Source organism: Paenibacillus solani, from assembly GCF_001277345.1.
In the GTDB taxonomy this organism is placed as follows: Bacteria; Bacillota; Bacilli; order Paenibacillales; family Paenibacillaceae; genus Paenibacillus_AQ; species Paenibacillus_AQ solani.
Genome location: NZ_LIUT01000008.1, coordinates 227,141 through 242,105 on the forward strand (window position 1 = coordinate 227,141; position 14,965 = coordinate 242,105).

General features: G+C 42.8%; 16 protein-coding genes. 10 read left to right on the top strand and 6 right to left on the bottom strand.

Features of this window, described 5'->3' with window-relative positions:
• Window positions 1-50: 50 nt before the first annotated feature.
• Together AM231_RS29310 and AM231_RS25165 are read left to right on the top strand one after the other, a co-directional pair.
• Window positions 51-206: a hypothetical protein gene (locus AM231_RS29310; RefSeq protein WP_165593470.1), complete on the top strand. Its 156-nt coding sequence runs from the start codon at window positions 51-53 to the stop codon at window positions 204-206.
• A 283-nt stretch (window positions 207-489) separates the two neighbouring features.
• The gene (locus AM231_RS25165) at window positions 490-711 is read left to right on the top strand and encodes a hypothetical protein (RefSeq protein ID WP_131724797.1); all 222 of its coding nucleotides are present in this window, start codon (window positions 490-492) and stop codon (window positions 709-711) included.
• A 14-nt stretch (window positions 712-725) separates the two neighbouring features.
• On the opposite strand, the gene AM231_RS25170 is transcribed toward AM231_RS25165, so the two are convergent.
• Window positions 726-1,835, bottom strand: a complete 1,110-nt coding sequence (locus tag AM231_RS25170) for a PRK06851 family protein (RefSeq protein WP_054405126.1) — start codon at window positions 1,833-1,835, stop codon at window positions 726-728.
• 329 nt (window positions 1,836-2,164) lie between these two features.
• Between AM231_RS25170 and AM231_RS25175 the strand changes: the two genes are divergently transcribed.
• Entirely contained in the window at window positions 2,165-4,297 is a 2,133-nt protein-coding gene (locus AM231_RS25175; protein ID WP_054405127.1) for a sensor domain-containing diguanylate cyclase, read from the top strand.
• A 71-nt stretch (window positions 4,298-4,368) separates the two neighbouring features.
• Here AM231_RS25175 and AM231_RS25180 read toward each other — a convergent pair whose 3' ends face one another.
• Window positions 4,369-4,815, bottom strand: coding sequence for a DUF1579 family protein (locus tag AM231_RS25180; RefSeq protein WP_054405128.1), 447 nt, complete (start codon window positions 4,813-4,815; stop codon window positions 4,369-4,371).
• A 204-nt stretch (window positions 4,816-5,019) separates the two neighbouring features.
• On the opposite strand from AM231_RS25180, the gene AM231_RS25185 reads away from it, so the two are divergent.
• Window positions 5,020-6,693 (top strand): DUF6138 family protein, encoded by a 1,674-nt coding sequence (locus AM231_RS25185; RefSeq protein WP_054405129.1) that lies wholly within the window; start codon window positions 5,020-5,022, stop codon window positions 6,691-6,693.
• A 139-nt stretch (window positions 6,694-6,832) separates the two neighbouring features.
• A complete protein-coding gene (locus AM231_RS25190) occupies window positions 6,833-7,321 on the top strand; it encodes an imm68 putative immunity domain-containing protein (RefSeq protein ID WP_054405130.1) in 489 nt (162 codons plus the stop codon).
• 246 nt (window positions 7,322-7,567) lie between these two features.
• Here the strand turns inward: AM231_RS25190 and AM231_RS25195 are convergent, their stop codons facing one another.
• Window positions 7,568-8,890 carry a hypothetical protein gene (locus AM231_RS25195; protein WP_054405131.1) on the bottom strand — a complete coding sequence of 441 codons (1,323 nt, stop codon included), beginning with the start codon at window positions 8,888-8,890 and terminating at the stop codon, window positions 7,568-7,570.
• On the bottom strand, window positions 8,880-9,413 hold the full coding sequence (locus AM231_RS25200; protein ID WP_242615306.1) for a sigma-70 family RNA polymerase sigma factor: 534 nt from the start codon (window positions 9,411-9,413) through the stop codon (window positions 8,880-8,882). The genes AM231_RS25195 and AM231_RS25200 overlap by 11 nt, the downstream gene beginning before the upstream one ends.
• A 304-nt stretch (window positions 9,414-9,717) precedes the next feature.
• Here AM231_RS25200 and AM231_RS25205 point away from each other — a divergent pair, with 304 nt between their 5' ends.
• Complete coding sequence (locus AM231_RS25205) at window positions 9,718-10,611, top strand: TraB/GumN family protein (RefSeq protein WP_341271630.1); 894 nt, start codon at window positions 9,718-9,720, stop codon at window positions 10,609-10,611.
• Between the two features lie 289 nt (window positions 10,612-10,900).
• Window positions 10,901-11,785, top strand: coding sequence for an alpha/beta fold hydrolase (locus AM231_RS25210; RefSeq protein ID WP_054405133.1), 885 nt, complete (start codon window positions 10,901-10,903; stop codon window positions 11,783-11,785).
• Between the two features lie 196 nt (window positions 11,786-11,981).
• Here AM231_RS25210 and AM231_RS28435 read toward each other — a convergent pair whose 3' ends face one another.
• Together AM231_RS28435 and AM231_RS28440 are read right to left on the bottom strand one after the other, a co-directional pair.
• Window positions 11,982-12,179 carry a sigma factor-like helix-turn-helix DNA-binding protein gene (locus AM231_RS28435; protein ID WP_106406126.1) on the bottom strand — a complete coding sequence of 66 codons (198 nt, stop codon included), beginning with the start codon at window positions 12,177-12,179 and terminating at the stop codon, window positions 11,982-11,984.
• A 15-nt stretch (window positions 12,180-12,194) separates the two neighbouring features.
• Complete coding sequence (locus AM231_RS28440) at window positions 12,195-12,476, bottom strand: sigma-70 family RNA polymerase sigma factor (RefSeq protein ID WP_082341799.1); 282 nt, start codon at window positions 12,474-12,476, stop codon at window positions 12,195-12,197.
• 117 nt (window positions 12,477-12,593) lie between these two features.
• On the opposite strand from AM231_RS28440, the gene AM231_RS25220 reads away from it, so the two are divergent.
• The 3 genes from AM231_RS25220 to catA all read left to right on the top strand — a co-directional run bounded on the left by AM231_RS25220 (window position 12,594) and on the right by catA (window position 14,810).
• Window positions 12,594-13,640, top strand: coding sequence for an aldo/keto reductase (locus tag AM231_RS25220; protein WP_054405134.1), 1,047 nt, complete (start codon window positions 12,594-12,596; stop codon window positions 13,638-13,640).
• A 34-nt stretch (window positions 13,641-13,674) separates the two neighbouring features.
• Window positions 13,675-13,920: a hypothetical protein gene (locus AM231_RS25225; protein ID WP_054405135.1), complete on the top strand. Its 246-nt coding sequence runs from the start codon at window positions 13,675-13,677 to the stop codon at window positions 13,918-13,920.
• Between the two features lie 236 nt (window positions 13,921-14,156).
• A complete protein-coding gene (catA, locus tag AM231_RS25230) occupies window positions 14,157-14,810 on the top strand; it encodes a type A chloramphenicol O-acetyltransferase (protein ID WP_053490832.1) in 654 nt (217 codons plus the stop codon).
• Window positions 14,811-14,965: the final 155 nt, after the last annotated feature.

Here is a 14,965-nt window from a genome sequence, read left to right on the forward strand (position 1 = left end):
CTTAGGTGCTAATCGCTTCAACGAGTTAGCGCAGATTGGAAGTAAACTAGATGAAGTTGCAGTACTGTACGATAGATAAGCAGATCGCAATCGAGCAGCAGATAAAGCAAGAGCTAGCGCCGAGACATTTCCAACTTGTTCTTGAATGGGAGGAAATTATGAACTATCGGCGGACGCTGATCTTGGAGTGGCTATACAATGCTTGACTTCGGGACGGCATGCAAATGACGCGAATCTTTTATCGGGATTAATGTCCAAAATAGGAGCGGTACGCAGGCTAATCGAGCCGTGCATCCCGCTCTTTTGTTTGTCGGGTTGAAGTGCTGTAAAGTCAATAAAGTGTAAAATAATTACAGTTAATATGCATTGATCGGATAATATCATAAAACGGTGAGTTAGATTGTGCCGGGGTTATATTTTCATGGTGTCGAACAGTTAGCTATGGGAAAAGGCAGTCAATTTATGCAAAAGCGCTAACTTTCATGCAGTTTGCTTGTAAGAAAAACGTTAGAGGCTTTGAAGAACTTCGATGTCCTGTTTGCTGAAGCATCTAACGATGGAAAGCGGACACTGCTACGGGCGCTGATTAACGAGATCCATATGGAAGCGGATCGCAAGAGCATTAAAAATATCGTCTTCTGGTTCACAGAAGGCGATTCCCTTAGCCATTTTGCTGTACCAGTGAGTGACGTGCAGAGAGTCGCATCATAAGTAACGGCCTACCTTTATTTTTGAAGCTGAATGGAGCTGATCAGTTCATTCAATTCAGACTGTAATTGCAGATGGAGTTTCTCTGCGATCGAAAAATCTGTGGCTGCAACATAGTAGGCCTTAATTTGAGAATCGATGGCTTCGGCTTCGACTAGATAAGAGGTGGCCTCTTTCATTTTTGCTGAATAGCGTGCTTTAATACCGGCTATTTCGGCCGCATGGGCTTCATCTGTTCCAGGAGCTATAGTCCGTGTATACATATCTAGAATCTCATCCTCGTCCCGATCGGGAAAGTATTCATGCGGAGCGGTACTGTCGAAAATAGCTGTTTGAATCTCCGGGAATATCAACATATCCAAACTGTTCGGATCAAAGCCGCAATGAAACACTTGAACTTCGATTCCTTTCTCTTCGGCAGCCGAGGCAAGCTTCTTCAACAGAGTCGATTTGCCAGATCCTGCCCTTCCTTTGATGAAAATCCGTCTTTCCAGCTGAGCGGTCAAACTTTGAATAAAATCGAATGCCCCCTTCGGAGTCGCAGCACCGAAAAATAAGTGACGCGCAGTAGTTGGCGTATCGCTTTCATGACCAGCGTATAATTCTTGAATCAAATCCTCCGCAATCTGGTTAGCCTTCGAGAAATCCATATTTTCGATATAATATTTCTCCCACTCGTCATGAATCCGCAATGCAGACGCGAACGTTTCATACGCATTTGAATAGGCTCTCTCAAGCTCGCCTCTAAGAGCTTCTATCGTTATGAAGTGTTCCGGTAAAATAAGGCTGTTATCAAACGCTTCCCCGAAATCGATAAAGACGATCTCCCCAGCCCCGCTATCCGAAATCCCCTTACAGACTCGCCCGTCGACAATACCAACCTTCAATTCCGTTAAAATGATACCATCCAGCTCGTCGGGACGGAGAGGGGAGTGGAAGGACTGCACGTGCAAGCCTTGATCCAGCAGGCTATCCGCCAAGCTTTGAATGACTGTCGATTTTCCCGTACCTTGGGGCCCCGTAAGGACAAATATCTTGTTCAGCCCATCAAAAGCGGATGTATATAAGAAATGAGCTCCGTGCGCCGTGTTGCCGTGGGCAAAATAATGAGATGATTTTACTACCAACCTGAAACACTCCTTTGTGCCTATTCCGATTCGCAAACTACACAGAATAAGCATGATTGGGATAAGTGCCTATTTATTTGTATATTCCGCATTGTGAAAAATGTTCCAGTAAATAGGGCGAAAATACCGAAGTAACGATTATCTAAAAATATCGCTCCTCCCTACAGGAAAATACTATAACGCGCCCCAATTATTCACTATAATAGAGTAAACTAAGTCAAGTTCAGTTCATGACATTGAACGTTATCTTTTTATTTGTACCTCCTCGTTTCTCCAAGTGAGTAAAGCTGCTTAATAAGAATACAATTGAGAGAATAGGTGATAGTGAAATGTGGCTGGAGGAGTTAAACGAAGAATTGGACAAGTTGAGATACGATGAAAATTACATCATCAAAATTTGTGAAAAAATACGGGGAACTGAGTCTAGGATTGCAATAGAGTCCTATGAGGTAGCTACTAAATTTGTAATCGAACATAATATGTTAACCTGTGCTTACCCATGGATTCTTTATAATAAAGGCTGGGCATACTTTGATGCTACAGATTTTGAAGCTGCTACCACTCTTTATGAAGACGCTTACCAAATTTTTAAAGAAAATAACAATATAGATGGCCAATTGGCCACTAGCGCTGCTCTTGTAAGTGGTTATTCGGTACAACAGAAACTGTCCAAAGCCATTGAGCATGGTATGGAGGGTATAGAGCTAGCAGAACAGGTGGGCAACTATGAGCGACTAACTCAAATCAAAGGGAACCTCGCGGCGCTGTATATGGAGATCGATGAGTATAAAAAGGCTAAAGAGCTGTTAGATCAGATCGAAAACACACCTCGTGTTTATACTAATGCTTTTAAAGTGGTTTGTTACACGAATCAAGCGGAGTGCTGCAACCATTTGGGAAATCCAGATCAGGCGATTGTGTATATAACGAAGGCTCTTGAGTTAGCAGAAGAATACATACCCAAAATGGTGCCCAATGTGTTAAAAGAAATGGCTCATATTTACGCGACTAGAGGGTGCTACCATAAAGCAGAAGAATACTTCATCAAGAGCGTAGAATTGGCGAAAGCAGTAGGCGCGCAGCTGTATCTCCAAGATGCACTATTGTACTGGACTGAGCTGGATTTGAAACAAGGTCGATATAAGGAGACTGTCGATAAGCTACAGCAAGTAGAAGAAGGGATAGAAAAGGCCAAATCGATAAGGAATTTAAATAAAGTGTATTTGAATATGAGCAAAGGTTATAAAGGACTTGGTGATTATGAACAAGCCTATGCATATTTAGAAAAACATATGGAATTAGAAAAGCAAATGCAGGCGATTCGCAGTGCTGAGAGCATGGAATTGCTGAATCGAAAAAGAGAAGAGGAAGAGGGGAAAATCTACAAGTTTCTCTACAAACAAACTGAAGCATTGAATGGCGTGGGTCACACGATCCTGTCTAACTTGGACAAGGAAGGTATCTTTAATATTGTTGCCAAAGAAATACAAGGTTTGATCCAAGCGGATATTATTCAAATTGGCATCTATAACGAAGAGGAAGGGATCCTCTATAATGAGCTGTCCATCGAAAAGGGACAACGTTTGGTCATAGGACCTAGATCTATATTTGAAGATAGCTTTTGGGCATATAGTGTTAAGCACAAGCAGGATATCCTTGTTATGGACATCGAAAAGGAATATAGCCGTTATTTTGAAAATTTTAAGGAATACCTAGAGAAGATAAGGGAGAAAAAGGAGTATGTAGTAGAGACAATACCTTATTCTCTTATATTTGTACCTATTATTTTGAAAGATAAGGTAATAGGAGTGATAAGTACCCAGGCTTATAAGAAAGATTCGTTTAACTTAAAAGATTTGAGTACATTAAAGACGCTATCTAATTTTCTAGGGATTGGGTTAGAGAATGCCAGACTGTATATGGAAGTTGAATATGCATCCAAGTATGATGTGTTAACCAAAGTCTTTAATCGAAAAGAGTTATTTAAACAAACAACTCACATGTACGAGCAACTTAGAGAAAGCAAGAACGCCAATAGGGCACTATGTATTCTGATGATTGATGTGGATGATTTTAAGAGAATAAATGACGTCTACGGTCATCAGGAAGGAGATAAGGTGCTAGAGCGTGTGGCAGATCTGATTCAAGCTAGTATAGGAGAAGAGGACAGGGTGGGCAGATATGGCGGGGAAGAGTTCATGGTGGCAATTCCCGATGGAACCTTGGAGCAATGTGTTCAAAAAGCAGAGCTTATCCGAAAAAATGTTGAGAAGGCAGTTATAACGTCAGCTCTAGGGATACCCATTCCTATTACCGTGAGTATAGGGGGAGCCACCCTAAATACAAGGGAATATGCCTTAGAGCAAATGATTAATTGTGCTGATAAAGAATTATTCATAGCTAAAAACTCAGGAAAGAATAAAGTAAGTATATATCATCATAAAGAAAGTTTGGGCGTTTAGATCGGGCACTCTAATTAGAGTGCCTTTTGCAATAATGCTTGGAGTATTCGTTGACTAGGTTGAGCTGAGCGTTAATATTTCGTCAACTGAATTTCCATCCACTTTTTCCACTCGACACCATCTTCCGCAAGTTCCCAAACGCCCGTCAATGTCCGCCCGTCTTCCCCAAGACTACCCTGAAACCGTTCGGTCGATCCAATTATGGTCCATTCGAGTTTATGAAGCTGTGCCTTATAATTTGTAACGATCCCCTGATTGTCGTAGGATGTCGTCACATACATGCCATCTTTTTCGTCAAATCCGATAATCTCGATAGCCTTCACTTCGTCTTCTCCCATGCGGCCATCCACATGGTGGATGAGGAAGAACCCTCCCGGAAGCCACTCGTAAGTATCTATAGCATCCAACCTCATGCCCATTCCATTCGGCGCTTGGATCGTACCTTCCGTTTTCCACTTACCAACGAACGGCTGCAGACGTTCCATCGCTGACAGGGCAGTCAACGGTTTATCCTTCATATGCCCCTCCCCCTTCTCATCAGAATAATCCCAGCATAACATACTTCTGGATATTTATGGTTTTGTGTTTCGTCAAATGCGGCCCCTGTCATTATATGAGCCTCTCTACTGTTACTAATTGGGTCTCCCTAGTCATTCAGGGTTTTCCATTTTCATAGTATGATTAGGTTGAGAAAAGATGGAACACGTGAAAGGTGAGAGACAATGAACGAGTTGCAGAATGAAGCGTTGGAAGAGATGAGAACCGCCATTCATAAATGGTTTGACGAACAGGAGAATCGAACGAACTTAGAGGAAGTGGTCCTACGTACCACGCTGCAAGTAGGCATCTTTGACTTTGTCATGCTGGATTATCGGCCGGGCAGGACTAGCGTTGACAGTTCGAAATCTATGGGGAGTACATCAGGCAAAAAGTCCATGAAAGTCTCACCATTTACCCGGGAGCAGATATTGCATGAGGTTCAGCCACTGCTGGTAGAGATCGTAAGGGAGAGGCTGGACAAGGTGGAAACAACGCCGTTGATCAACTACCGTTTTACCTTCCAGGGAAGCCTCGCTACGACAGACGGGCTTGTGGAATTAACGGTACTGGATACTGTATATGAAGAGAAAAGACGGCAGCTTCTGGAGCGAATTGAGTCCTATATCGAGAAAAAATTGGAGAAGGGCACTTATCCAACAAAGCCACTGGAAACCTTCTTTTTGGCGCGTCATCTGCTGGATCCGTATTTGTTTCCTGAACCGGAAGCCGCTAAGACGATCGCTTTATTTGACCGAATTCAGGAGTTGAATAAAGAACGGGTCGAGGCTCTTGCAGAACATCGAAGAGATATCATAAGGGCTTTAACCGGTTGGGCCGAGGTTGTATTCTTGCCACGTTACTTTGACGTCACCCGTTCCGAATATCAGACCAATGAGTATGTGCTCAAGCCGGATGCAGTTCTTGAGAATAAGGATGAGCCGAATCAGCCGATTGACCTTCTGTTGTACGGCGCGGTAATGATTATCCGTTATGAGCCGAACTACAGCAAATCTAGGGGGCAGACTTTTCTGGCGCTGGCGGAGCAGCTTGGCAGCGGTAAAGCCGCACGTATGCTGAAGGAGGGCAGCGACAGCTTCTCGACTGACGAAGTCCATATGCGCAATGAGTTGGTTGAATGCAAGGCTAATGATGTTTTTTCTCTCTTCACCATCGTGATTCGCAAGGAGGAAGCCGGAGCGTATGAAGGGGCGATTTCGTTTATTCTCTCTCTGCTCCGAAAGGGCTTCCCGAAAAGCTATAAAATCAAGTTAAAATCCAAAGTAAGAGAGTATTTGCCTATCAAGGGGCTTGCTAAATCGGACACGCACCGTTTGTTTGCGAATGCTCTGGCTTATTCCGAGCTGCATCCGTTATTGGAGGAATATGCTCGTGAGGCGATGGTAGAGTTTGAATGGTATGAAGATACAGAGGATGAAAAAAGCGTCATGCCGGGCAGTTATGCTGTGTTCGGGCTGGGACTTTCATCCGAGCGGTATTTTCCGCTTGTTGAAGCTTACATGGACCTTGTGGATGATGAGCATCAGCTGATGCACGACAAGTTCACAGCCGTTTTTGCCGAAACCTATGGCATAACGGAACGCTCGACGCCCACTTTGATCGCTTGTCTACTGCGCTCCCACGATTCGCTAAAGCTGAAGATTCAGCCGGAGCTGGAAAGCGGAGACAAGCTGTCGATATTCGTCCAGCAAATAGAGACTTTATCGGATGACGAAGCCGAGCGAGTACTGTACCCGATTTGGGGGAAATTGGAGAAGCTGGCTGCATTGGCTCGCAAGGCACAGGAATCGCGCAAGGAGCTGCTGCTTCGTCTGCTAAAGGCAGCGGGTATAGGCTGACGGTGGCTCGTGAAAACGGCATTGATAAGTATATAAGTATGCTTTTGAGGGATTAAGCGTAGTTAAAGCCTAAACCCTTTATATAAGGAAACTATCTTATTTTGATAATTACAATGCTTAAAGAAAGCGGGAGAAGAAGATGTACATAAGCAAATGGTGGGGAGAATTAATTGGCGGTTCCGATGATTCGCTGGCATTAATAGACTATTTGGAACAATTGGACTCAACGAATGTGACGCTCAATCAGATTTTAGAAAATTTAGGCTTCGATGTCCTGCTTTCTGAGGGGGATCTGGAAAAAGGAGGAAGTATTGGGTTTGATATAAAAAATGCTAACGGCACGTTTCGAGCAGAAATTGATATTGCCTGTTCAGCTCTAATTGATCTTTCGGCCATTGTGTTGGAGTCTTATAAATCAGGCTATGTTGATTTACATGATTTAGATGAGGCTAGGCAGCCGTGTAAGTTTTATATAGACTCATCCCAAGAAAAAAGGAACTTGCTTCGGGATGAATTGTACAAGTTTTCCCGTAATCCGCTAGCTTACGAATTAGCCGAGCTTGTTCCGGCTGATGATATGAGAGACCTTGCGGAAAAGGCAAAAATGATCGCAGATGAGCTGGTATAAAATACTGTGGTTCATCTATTATTGCAATGGTAACAGAGCGTCCCTGATGATTAAACATGGAGAAAGATCTAGCGATTTCTGCACAGAGCTATACCAAGACTTGCTTTATAAGGAAGCCCTTAAGAGAGCAACACGCAGTGGCAGTCACTCGTGTTGCTCTCTTTTCTAAGCACCAGACTTCTTAACGACGGGAATCCAAATTTTATACATGCAGTTGCCGCAATTATTCAGACCAGAGACGCTATACTATCTACGCTCAGCAACTAGCTGACTCTTAAATTTATCAGCTGCTATTTCAAATTTCCATGGCCCCTTCATATCAATCATCGGCTTGGATACTTTAACATCCAGTCTCGTCGAGTTAGGATCATATTTAACCTCGAAAAATTTCATCACGCCAGTTGTTGAATCATATGCACCACCATTTTCAATTGAGGTATCTGTGGAAACATAGAAATACTTTAAAGAACGACTTAGCTGAAGAGGATTTGGCATCTCTACATAGATAGCTATGTAGTCTTCGTTAAACCTCGATTTGAGCTTCTTAAATTTAGTCAGTTCTACTGGGTAACCAGCTATGTCAAAAGATTGGTTTAATAGACCTTCTTCCCCATCCGGAATGTTGATCGATAACTTCACTTCCTCTCGCCCGACACTAATCAATTGTGGGATCAATAACGTGTAATTCTTAACATCTGAGCTTCCCAAGTTGAAATAAATGTCCTTAAAAGGCATCCGCATACCCTTGTTATCAATGGGATAGTCGTTACCCAATTCATCTGTAACGCTGATGTTTTCATTCAGTATAATGAGATCTCCTTTCTCTGGAAAACTATCATAATACCTGAATGGATGCGAGTTTTCCGTACTTAAAAATATTCTGCCTTTATGACCTGCAGGTGTTGGAATAGCAGTAATCTCTAGATCATGGTTTTCCGAGGATTGTCCAATTGCGTTTAAAGTGTCAATGCTATCCACCTTGCTGAGCGGAATCGTAAAGACTTCATTGGGACTATCTAAAAAAAACAACTGTACATGATCTTTAACATCAACCTGACCAGCGAACTTCAATATGACATGTGAAAAATCATCACCACCGTAAGTGTGAGAAGATGAGGCTTTGTGGACCTTACCAGATTCGTCCTTGATTTGAATACCATAATTGTTCGAATAATCGTTTATTTCAATCATAGTCAAATCCTTTTGAACCAACACAGCAGTTACGGTAGCGGCGCTCTGATTGCTATTTTTAATATCAATGGGTTCTGTTAGCATATAAGAATCTGTGCTATTATCTGCCTTCTGAACAACACCGATTCCTGGAATGAACTGTAGTGCCCTTTGAATGGCTGCTGAAAGATGCGGATTGAATGTAGCTGCTGCACCAATGGAGAGTACACCGATCAAAGAAGCTGCAACCACTCGATTCATCATCCGCTTCCTTCGCTTCGGGGCAGCTAATGCCGCATCCCATTCTTCTTTCGCTTGGTGAATGCCCATTAAACTTCGTTCATGAAGCATTGCAGGTATAGGAATATCCTCAATGGCTTGTTTTATTTTATTGTTCATACACAGACTCCTCCTTAACAACTTTCCTGAGCTTATGCAAGGCTCGGTATAGTATCGTTTTGCCGGTACCGAGAGGGATTTGCAGAACTTCGGTAATCTCCTTGATCGTGAAGTCATGATAAAACCTCAGTAGGATTACGCTTCGTTCATCCTCATCTAATTGTTCAATTAATTGTTTCAGTGAAATCGAAAGCGGCACATCATAATCCTCATTACTGACAGCGAACTCCAAGTGTTCGGGCTTTAGATGAACGACTCTTTTCCGCTTACGAAGCAGATCGATTGCACAAGTTATACAAATTCCGATTAACCACGTTTTAAAATATTTGGGTTCCCTCAGGGTCGCAATTAGCTTGAATGAACGATAGGCCGTTTCCTGGATGACATCCAAAGCGTCCTGTTGATTGTTCACGTACACGTAGGCTGTTCGGTATAATTGCTGCTCATATTCCTGAAAAAGCGTGATGTACGCATGGTGATCACCTGATCGTGCTTTATGTACGAGATCTTCGATTCTCCTCACCCACTTTTTAGTTCATATATCTAATTAGACGTATCACACTAGGGATTGGCTTTATTATCCAAAAATAATTCAGGGAAATGGTTTAGAGGTATGGTGGTGAAGGCACTACTATCTGCCCGGAACCCTACGACTCTGAGCCGATGCTCAAAAGCAAATCGAATGTATATATAGTATACTAACTATTGGTATCCTTATTTTTACTTTCATTACATATTATAAGGGGGAGGTTGACATGAAACATTGGAGGAAGTCGCTCTTATCGCTTATTCTCTCGGTAAGTATGCTCGGATTAGGGGCCTGTACTATGGATGCTCCACAGAAATCGATATCGAAGACAAATAATCAAGAAATCGAATATGCATCAAACAAGCCTATGATCACCCAAGAAGGTGCTCGTGGCTTCATGTGGGAAGTGAGCCATAACGGGACCAGGGTATATCTCGTAGGATCGGTACATGTTACGGATGGCAACTTCTACCCACTGCATTCGAAATATGAAAAAGCCTTTGCAGAAGCAGATTATTTGGGTGTTGAAGTCGATGTTACCAAAGCGCCTGATAAAGAGCAGCAGAAGATAATGAAGGATATGATGAAATATAAGGACGGCACTACATTAAAGGAACATGTATCCAAAGAAACGTACGCGAAAGTAGAAGACTTTTTGATAAAGAACGGTCTGAAGTCTAACGCATATGATACGCTTAAGCCTTGGTGGGTGGATGGAGATATTTCTAGAATGGCATTAGAGGCTGGCGACAACACCGAAAAAGGAGTTGATCTGTACTTTCTTCAGAAAGCCCATGAACGCAAGGTTTCAGTAATAGAACTTGAAACGCATGCATCCCAAATGGGAGTGCTTGCTAGCCTTTCTAAGGAACTTCAGGAGAAGAGTCTCACTGCTACACTAGACAAATATAATTCTGGCTTCATCAATGATGAAGTGGACGAGCTGTTGGATACGTGGAAGAAAGGCGATGACCAAGCGTTGCTCAAAATGCATGATATAGTAACCGATTCAGAGTTCCACAAGGCCATGCATACTGATCGTAATATCGCAATGGTTGATAAGATTGAAGGTTACCTGAACAGCAATAAGGAAGAAGTGTATTTCATCGTGGTTGGTGCTTTACACTATCCGGGTGAGCATGGGATCGTTAAATTGCTTCAAGATAAAGGTTATACCGTCGTTCGTAAATAAATTGATAGCAGTAAGATATCATAAAGTTAATAGGATCAACAACTCTTAGATATCAAACATGATTTGATTTCGGGAAGATACCCACCGATGAAATCAACAATTCGTTTATGAAGCTACAAGATCATAATGAAGTAACATGCTAAAACTAAAAGAAGCCACCCCATTATTTGGAGTGGTTTTGTCTTATATAATGATGTATACCTTGTGGTCATATTTTACTCTGTGCTTAGATACATTATGTTTAACCGTATCATAAGTAAGGCAAGTTTTTCATATTGGGAGGTGTCTTGTGAGATCTATCTTTAAGAGCAGAGCAGCCGAAGAAGAATATTATCTTTGCTATGAAAATAGTTTAAAAGAATTTGAATTGGAAGGGACGTCATGTTATATCTCGACAACGTTCGGAGATACTCATGTATTAAGCTTCGGTGATCCGAGTAAGGAAGCATTAATTCTCCTCCATGGAATGACAATGAGCAGTACGATGTGGTTTCCCAATATGAAACAGCTGATTAAAGAGCGTTGTGTTTATGCGGTTGATGTTATAGGGGATTTCGGTAAAAGTAAACCTAACGTTGCCATAAAAAATCGGCAGGCCGCTAGCCAATGGATTCTTGAAGTTTTGGACGCAATGCAGCTCAAGAGGATAGATTTGGCAGGCCATTCGATGGGCGGTTTTTTATCTTTAAATTTCGCTCTTGATTGCCCGGATCGCGTGTCAAAGCTGTTGCTTTATGCACCTGCTGGAACTTTCCATAGGATAAGTTTTAAATTCTTTTTAAAGATATACCCTGCATTATTGTTTCATACAGAGAAGTGGATCGACAATGCTTTTTTATGGTTCTCAGGCAAAGGTGAGACATTACACCCTGTATTTCGCTCTCAAGTCATCACGGGTTACCGCCATGCGAAACCACTTTTGCAGGTGATGCCCTCTGTATTTGATGAAGGTGAATTCCAAAGTTTCAATATTCCTACTCTGCTCCTTATAGGAGATAAAGAAGTAATATACCCGGCGGAGAAGGCAATAGCAAATGCTAAACGATTAATTCCTAATCTTAAGACCCATTTAATTGCTGGAGCAAGTCATTCCCTGACTATGGAGCATGCGGATGTTGTGAATGAACTAACACTTCTCTTCTTACAAAAGGAGAATGACATTACAATGGGCTAAAACTTGCCGTTACCGACAGCGCGGAGAGCCGTACCACAAATAGAGCGAAAATAAATAAAACTGTTATACGGAACAAGCAAATCCGACATGTAATAAGTTCTCTCAGGGAGCTCATCACATGCCGGATTTGATATTAATCGGACTTCTTCTTTGGTTTTGGTTCATCATGGATGACGGAGTATTCTACGATATTCCCTTAATGATCTGCTTCGATAGCGCAGCAGCTTGTCATCATCTCTTTTACCAGCTCGCGGCCTCGCTCCACTCTGGATTTCGCTCCCGAATAGGAGATATTCAGATGTTCGCTTAACTGCTTCTGCGACATGCCCTGCAGCTCAGAAAGTTCAAGCGCCTCCCGATATTTATCAGGCATTCGAGTCAGGATGCTCATCATCCCTTCAGCGGCCTCCTAATTACAATCTGCGACTGGTTCTTCCCGGGCTATGTTCACGTTATCCGGGAGTATCTCCGTCTTTTTTTCCTTTCGAAAATGATCAATAATGCTATTTCTTGCGATTTGAAAAATCCATGCGCGTCTCTTTTCCTCATCCTGCAGACGGGCCATCCCTTCATAAGCTTTCATAAAGGTCATCTGCACAATGTCTTCGGTATCCGTGTGATGATTTGTTTTATGCAAAACGAAATACCGGACGTGCTCATGGTATTCATCCCATAATTGCTCTAAATTCATCGGCGCGGTCCCCCACTCCTAGAAATTTATTTAAAAAATGTTTCTTTTGTTTTGCGTCCATTCCGATTTGACTTCGTCTCCATTAATATAATCCAAAAAATGGAGGGAGTAAAGACGATGAAATACAACTTGCTTGGCAATACGGGAGTGCTGGTATCGGAGATAGGATTGGGAACAATGACTTTCGGTGGCGGCGAAAAATGGGGTGTTTTCGGCGGTCTGGGAGAAAAGGAAGCGGGCATTCTGGTCGATCAAGCGATGGATGCCGGCGTGAATTTTTTCGATACGGCCAACGTATACTCGGACGGACAATCGGAAGAAATTCTCGGCAAGGCCCTGAAGAGCAAAAGGCATCAAGCTCTGATCGCGACGAAGGTCAGAGGACGCACAGGATCTGGTCCGAACGAGCTCGGGTTATCTCGATTGCATATCACCCAGCAAGTCGAAGCAAGCTTGAAGAGGCTCGGAACGGATTATATCGATCTGTATCAAGTTCATAACCCCGATCAATTAACGGACTGGGAAGAAACGCTTCGGGCTCTCGACGATCTGGTTCGGAGCGGGAAAGTTCGTTACATCGGCAATTCTAATATGACCGGGTGGAACATAATGAAAACTCGGGGTCTCTCGCAGCTTCACGGACTTCACGCTTTCAAGAGCAGTCAATCTTACTACTCTCTCGCCGCGCGCGAGATCGAACGGGAAATCATTCCAGTGCTTCAGGATCAAAATATGGGCTTAATCGTCTGGAGTCCGCTTTCCGGGGGCTTCCTGTCTGGCAAATACACGCGGGATAATCCGGGCAATGACAATGACCGGCATGCGAACGTACCGTTCCCTCCGGTCGACAAGGATAAAGTATTTCCGATTATCGACACGCTTCAGGATATTGCGGCAGCACGCAAGACGACGGTGGCCAGAATCGCTCTTGCTTGGGTGCTGAATCAGAAAGCCGTAACGAGTGTCGTTATTGGTGCAAAACGACCCGATCAATTACAGGATAACCTTGCGGCAAGCGGAATTATTCTAACAAGCGATGAATTGTCCAGACTGGATGAGGTCAGCCGCATACCGATCGAGTACCCGGCGTGGCCATTCTTGGAGGGAGATGATTCTATTGTGAGAAAGCATGCGAAATACTATACGAGAGGCAATAACAAATAAAGTGTGACGCTAGAGTTCGCCGAGTGGATTTATCATGCGCCGTCCAGCAACAGTGTTTTTCGAGGGATCGATATTGCTTCGTAAACAGGAACAGGGGATTTCGACTCCGCTCCAGACGGTAATCGACGGAGATGATGGAATGGTTCGTATCCTGAACCAGCTTCTGCACATCAGTTCGCAATGCTCCATTCGGTTGATAACGAATTCGCCGCCGTGGAAGAATACGATGACAGCAGCGCTGCGAACTGCCGCTTCGGTCGATAGATGCGGACGGAGATGATACGGTGAACCGTATCATAAATAACGGCAAGTTTTTTTAAGGAATTCCTTGTGGGGCATCAATGGGTCGTCTTGGGTATGTCTCAGAGATAATAATCAGTTGATTGTTCAGGCTAGATGATGGCATACTTATTATTACAGAATAATTTCTTGAGGGATTGTGATAAGGATATGGTTAAATCAGTCGAGCAGACCTCCTAAAATGATAAATATAATAATTTTAGGAGGTCATAACAAGTGATTTTCAATCCAATTGACATTGATAACTGGAGCAGAAAGCCCTATTTCGATCATTATTTAAACAATGTCAGATGTACCTATAGTATGACGGTAAATATTGATATTACCTGTCTGCTGTCAGTACTTAAGAATAAGGGGATTAAGCTGTATCCCACACTAATCCACATGATAACTACAGTGGTAAACCACCACATTGAATTTCGCACATGTTTTGATTCTGAAGGTAGATTAGGTTATTGGGATAGCTTGTCTCCTAGCTTTACAGTTTTCCATGATGATGATAAGACTTTTTCAAGCATCTGGACTTTGTACGCTAAAGAGTTTAATGATTTCTACAGCCGTTATCTTGATGATATGAAAATGTACGGAAGTGTTAATCAATTTGCCGCTAAAGCAAATGAACCACCAAATTGTTTCCCCATCTCTAGCATTCCGTGGGTTAGCTTCACGGGCTTTAACCTGAATGTTTATAACGAAGGAACGTATTTACTACCTATCTTTACAATGGGTAAATATTTTGAGCAAAACGGAAAAATACTGTTACCATTGTCGGGACAATTCCATCATGCCGTTTGCGACGGCTACCACGTTGGCGTGCTGTTTAATGAACTGCAATTACGTGCAGTTACCTGCAAGGAATGGTGCAAATAATTAGTTAGATGCACGTGTGGTTGAAAATGAATAGGATAGATCTTCACAGAAAAAGACAAAAATCAGGCCGCTCACGGTTTGAAGTGCCCCCTGTCAAGTAGACAGACTTAAAAACAAAATCATCAGTATTCCATATCCCCTCGGGTTATCAAGAC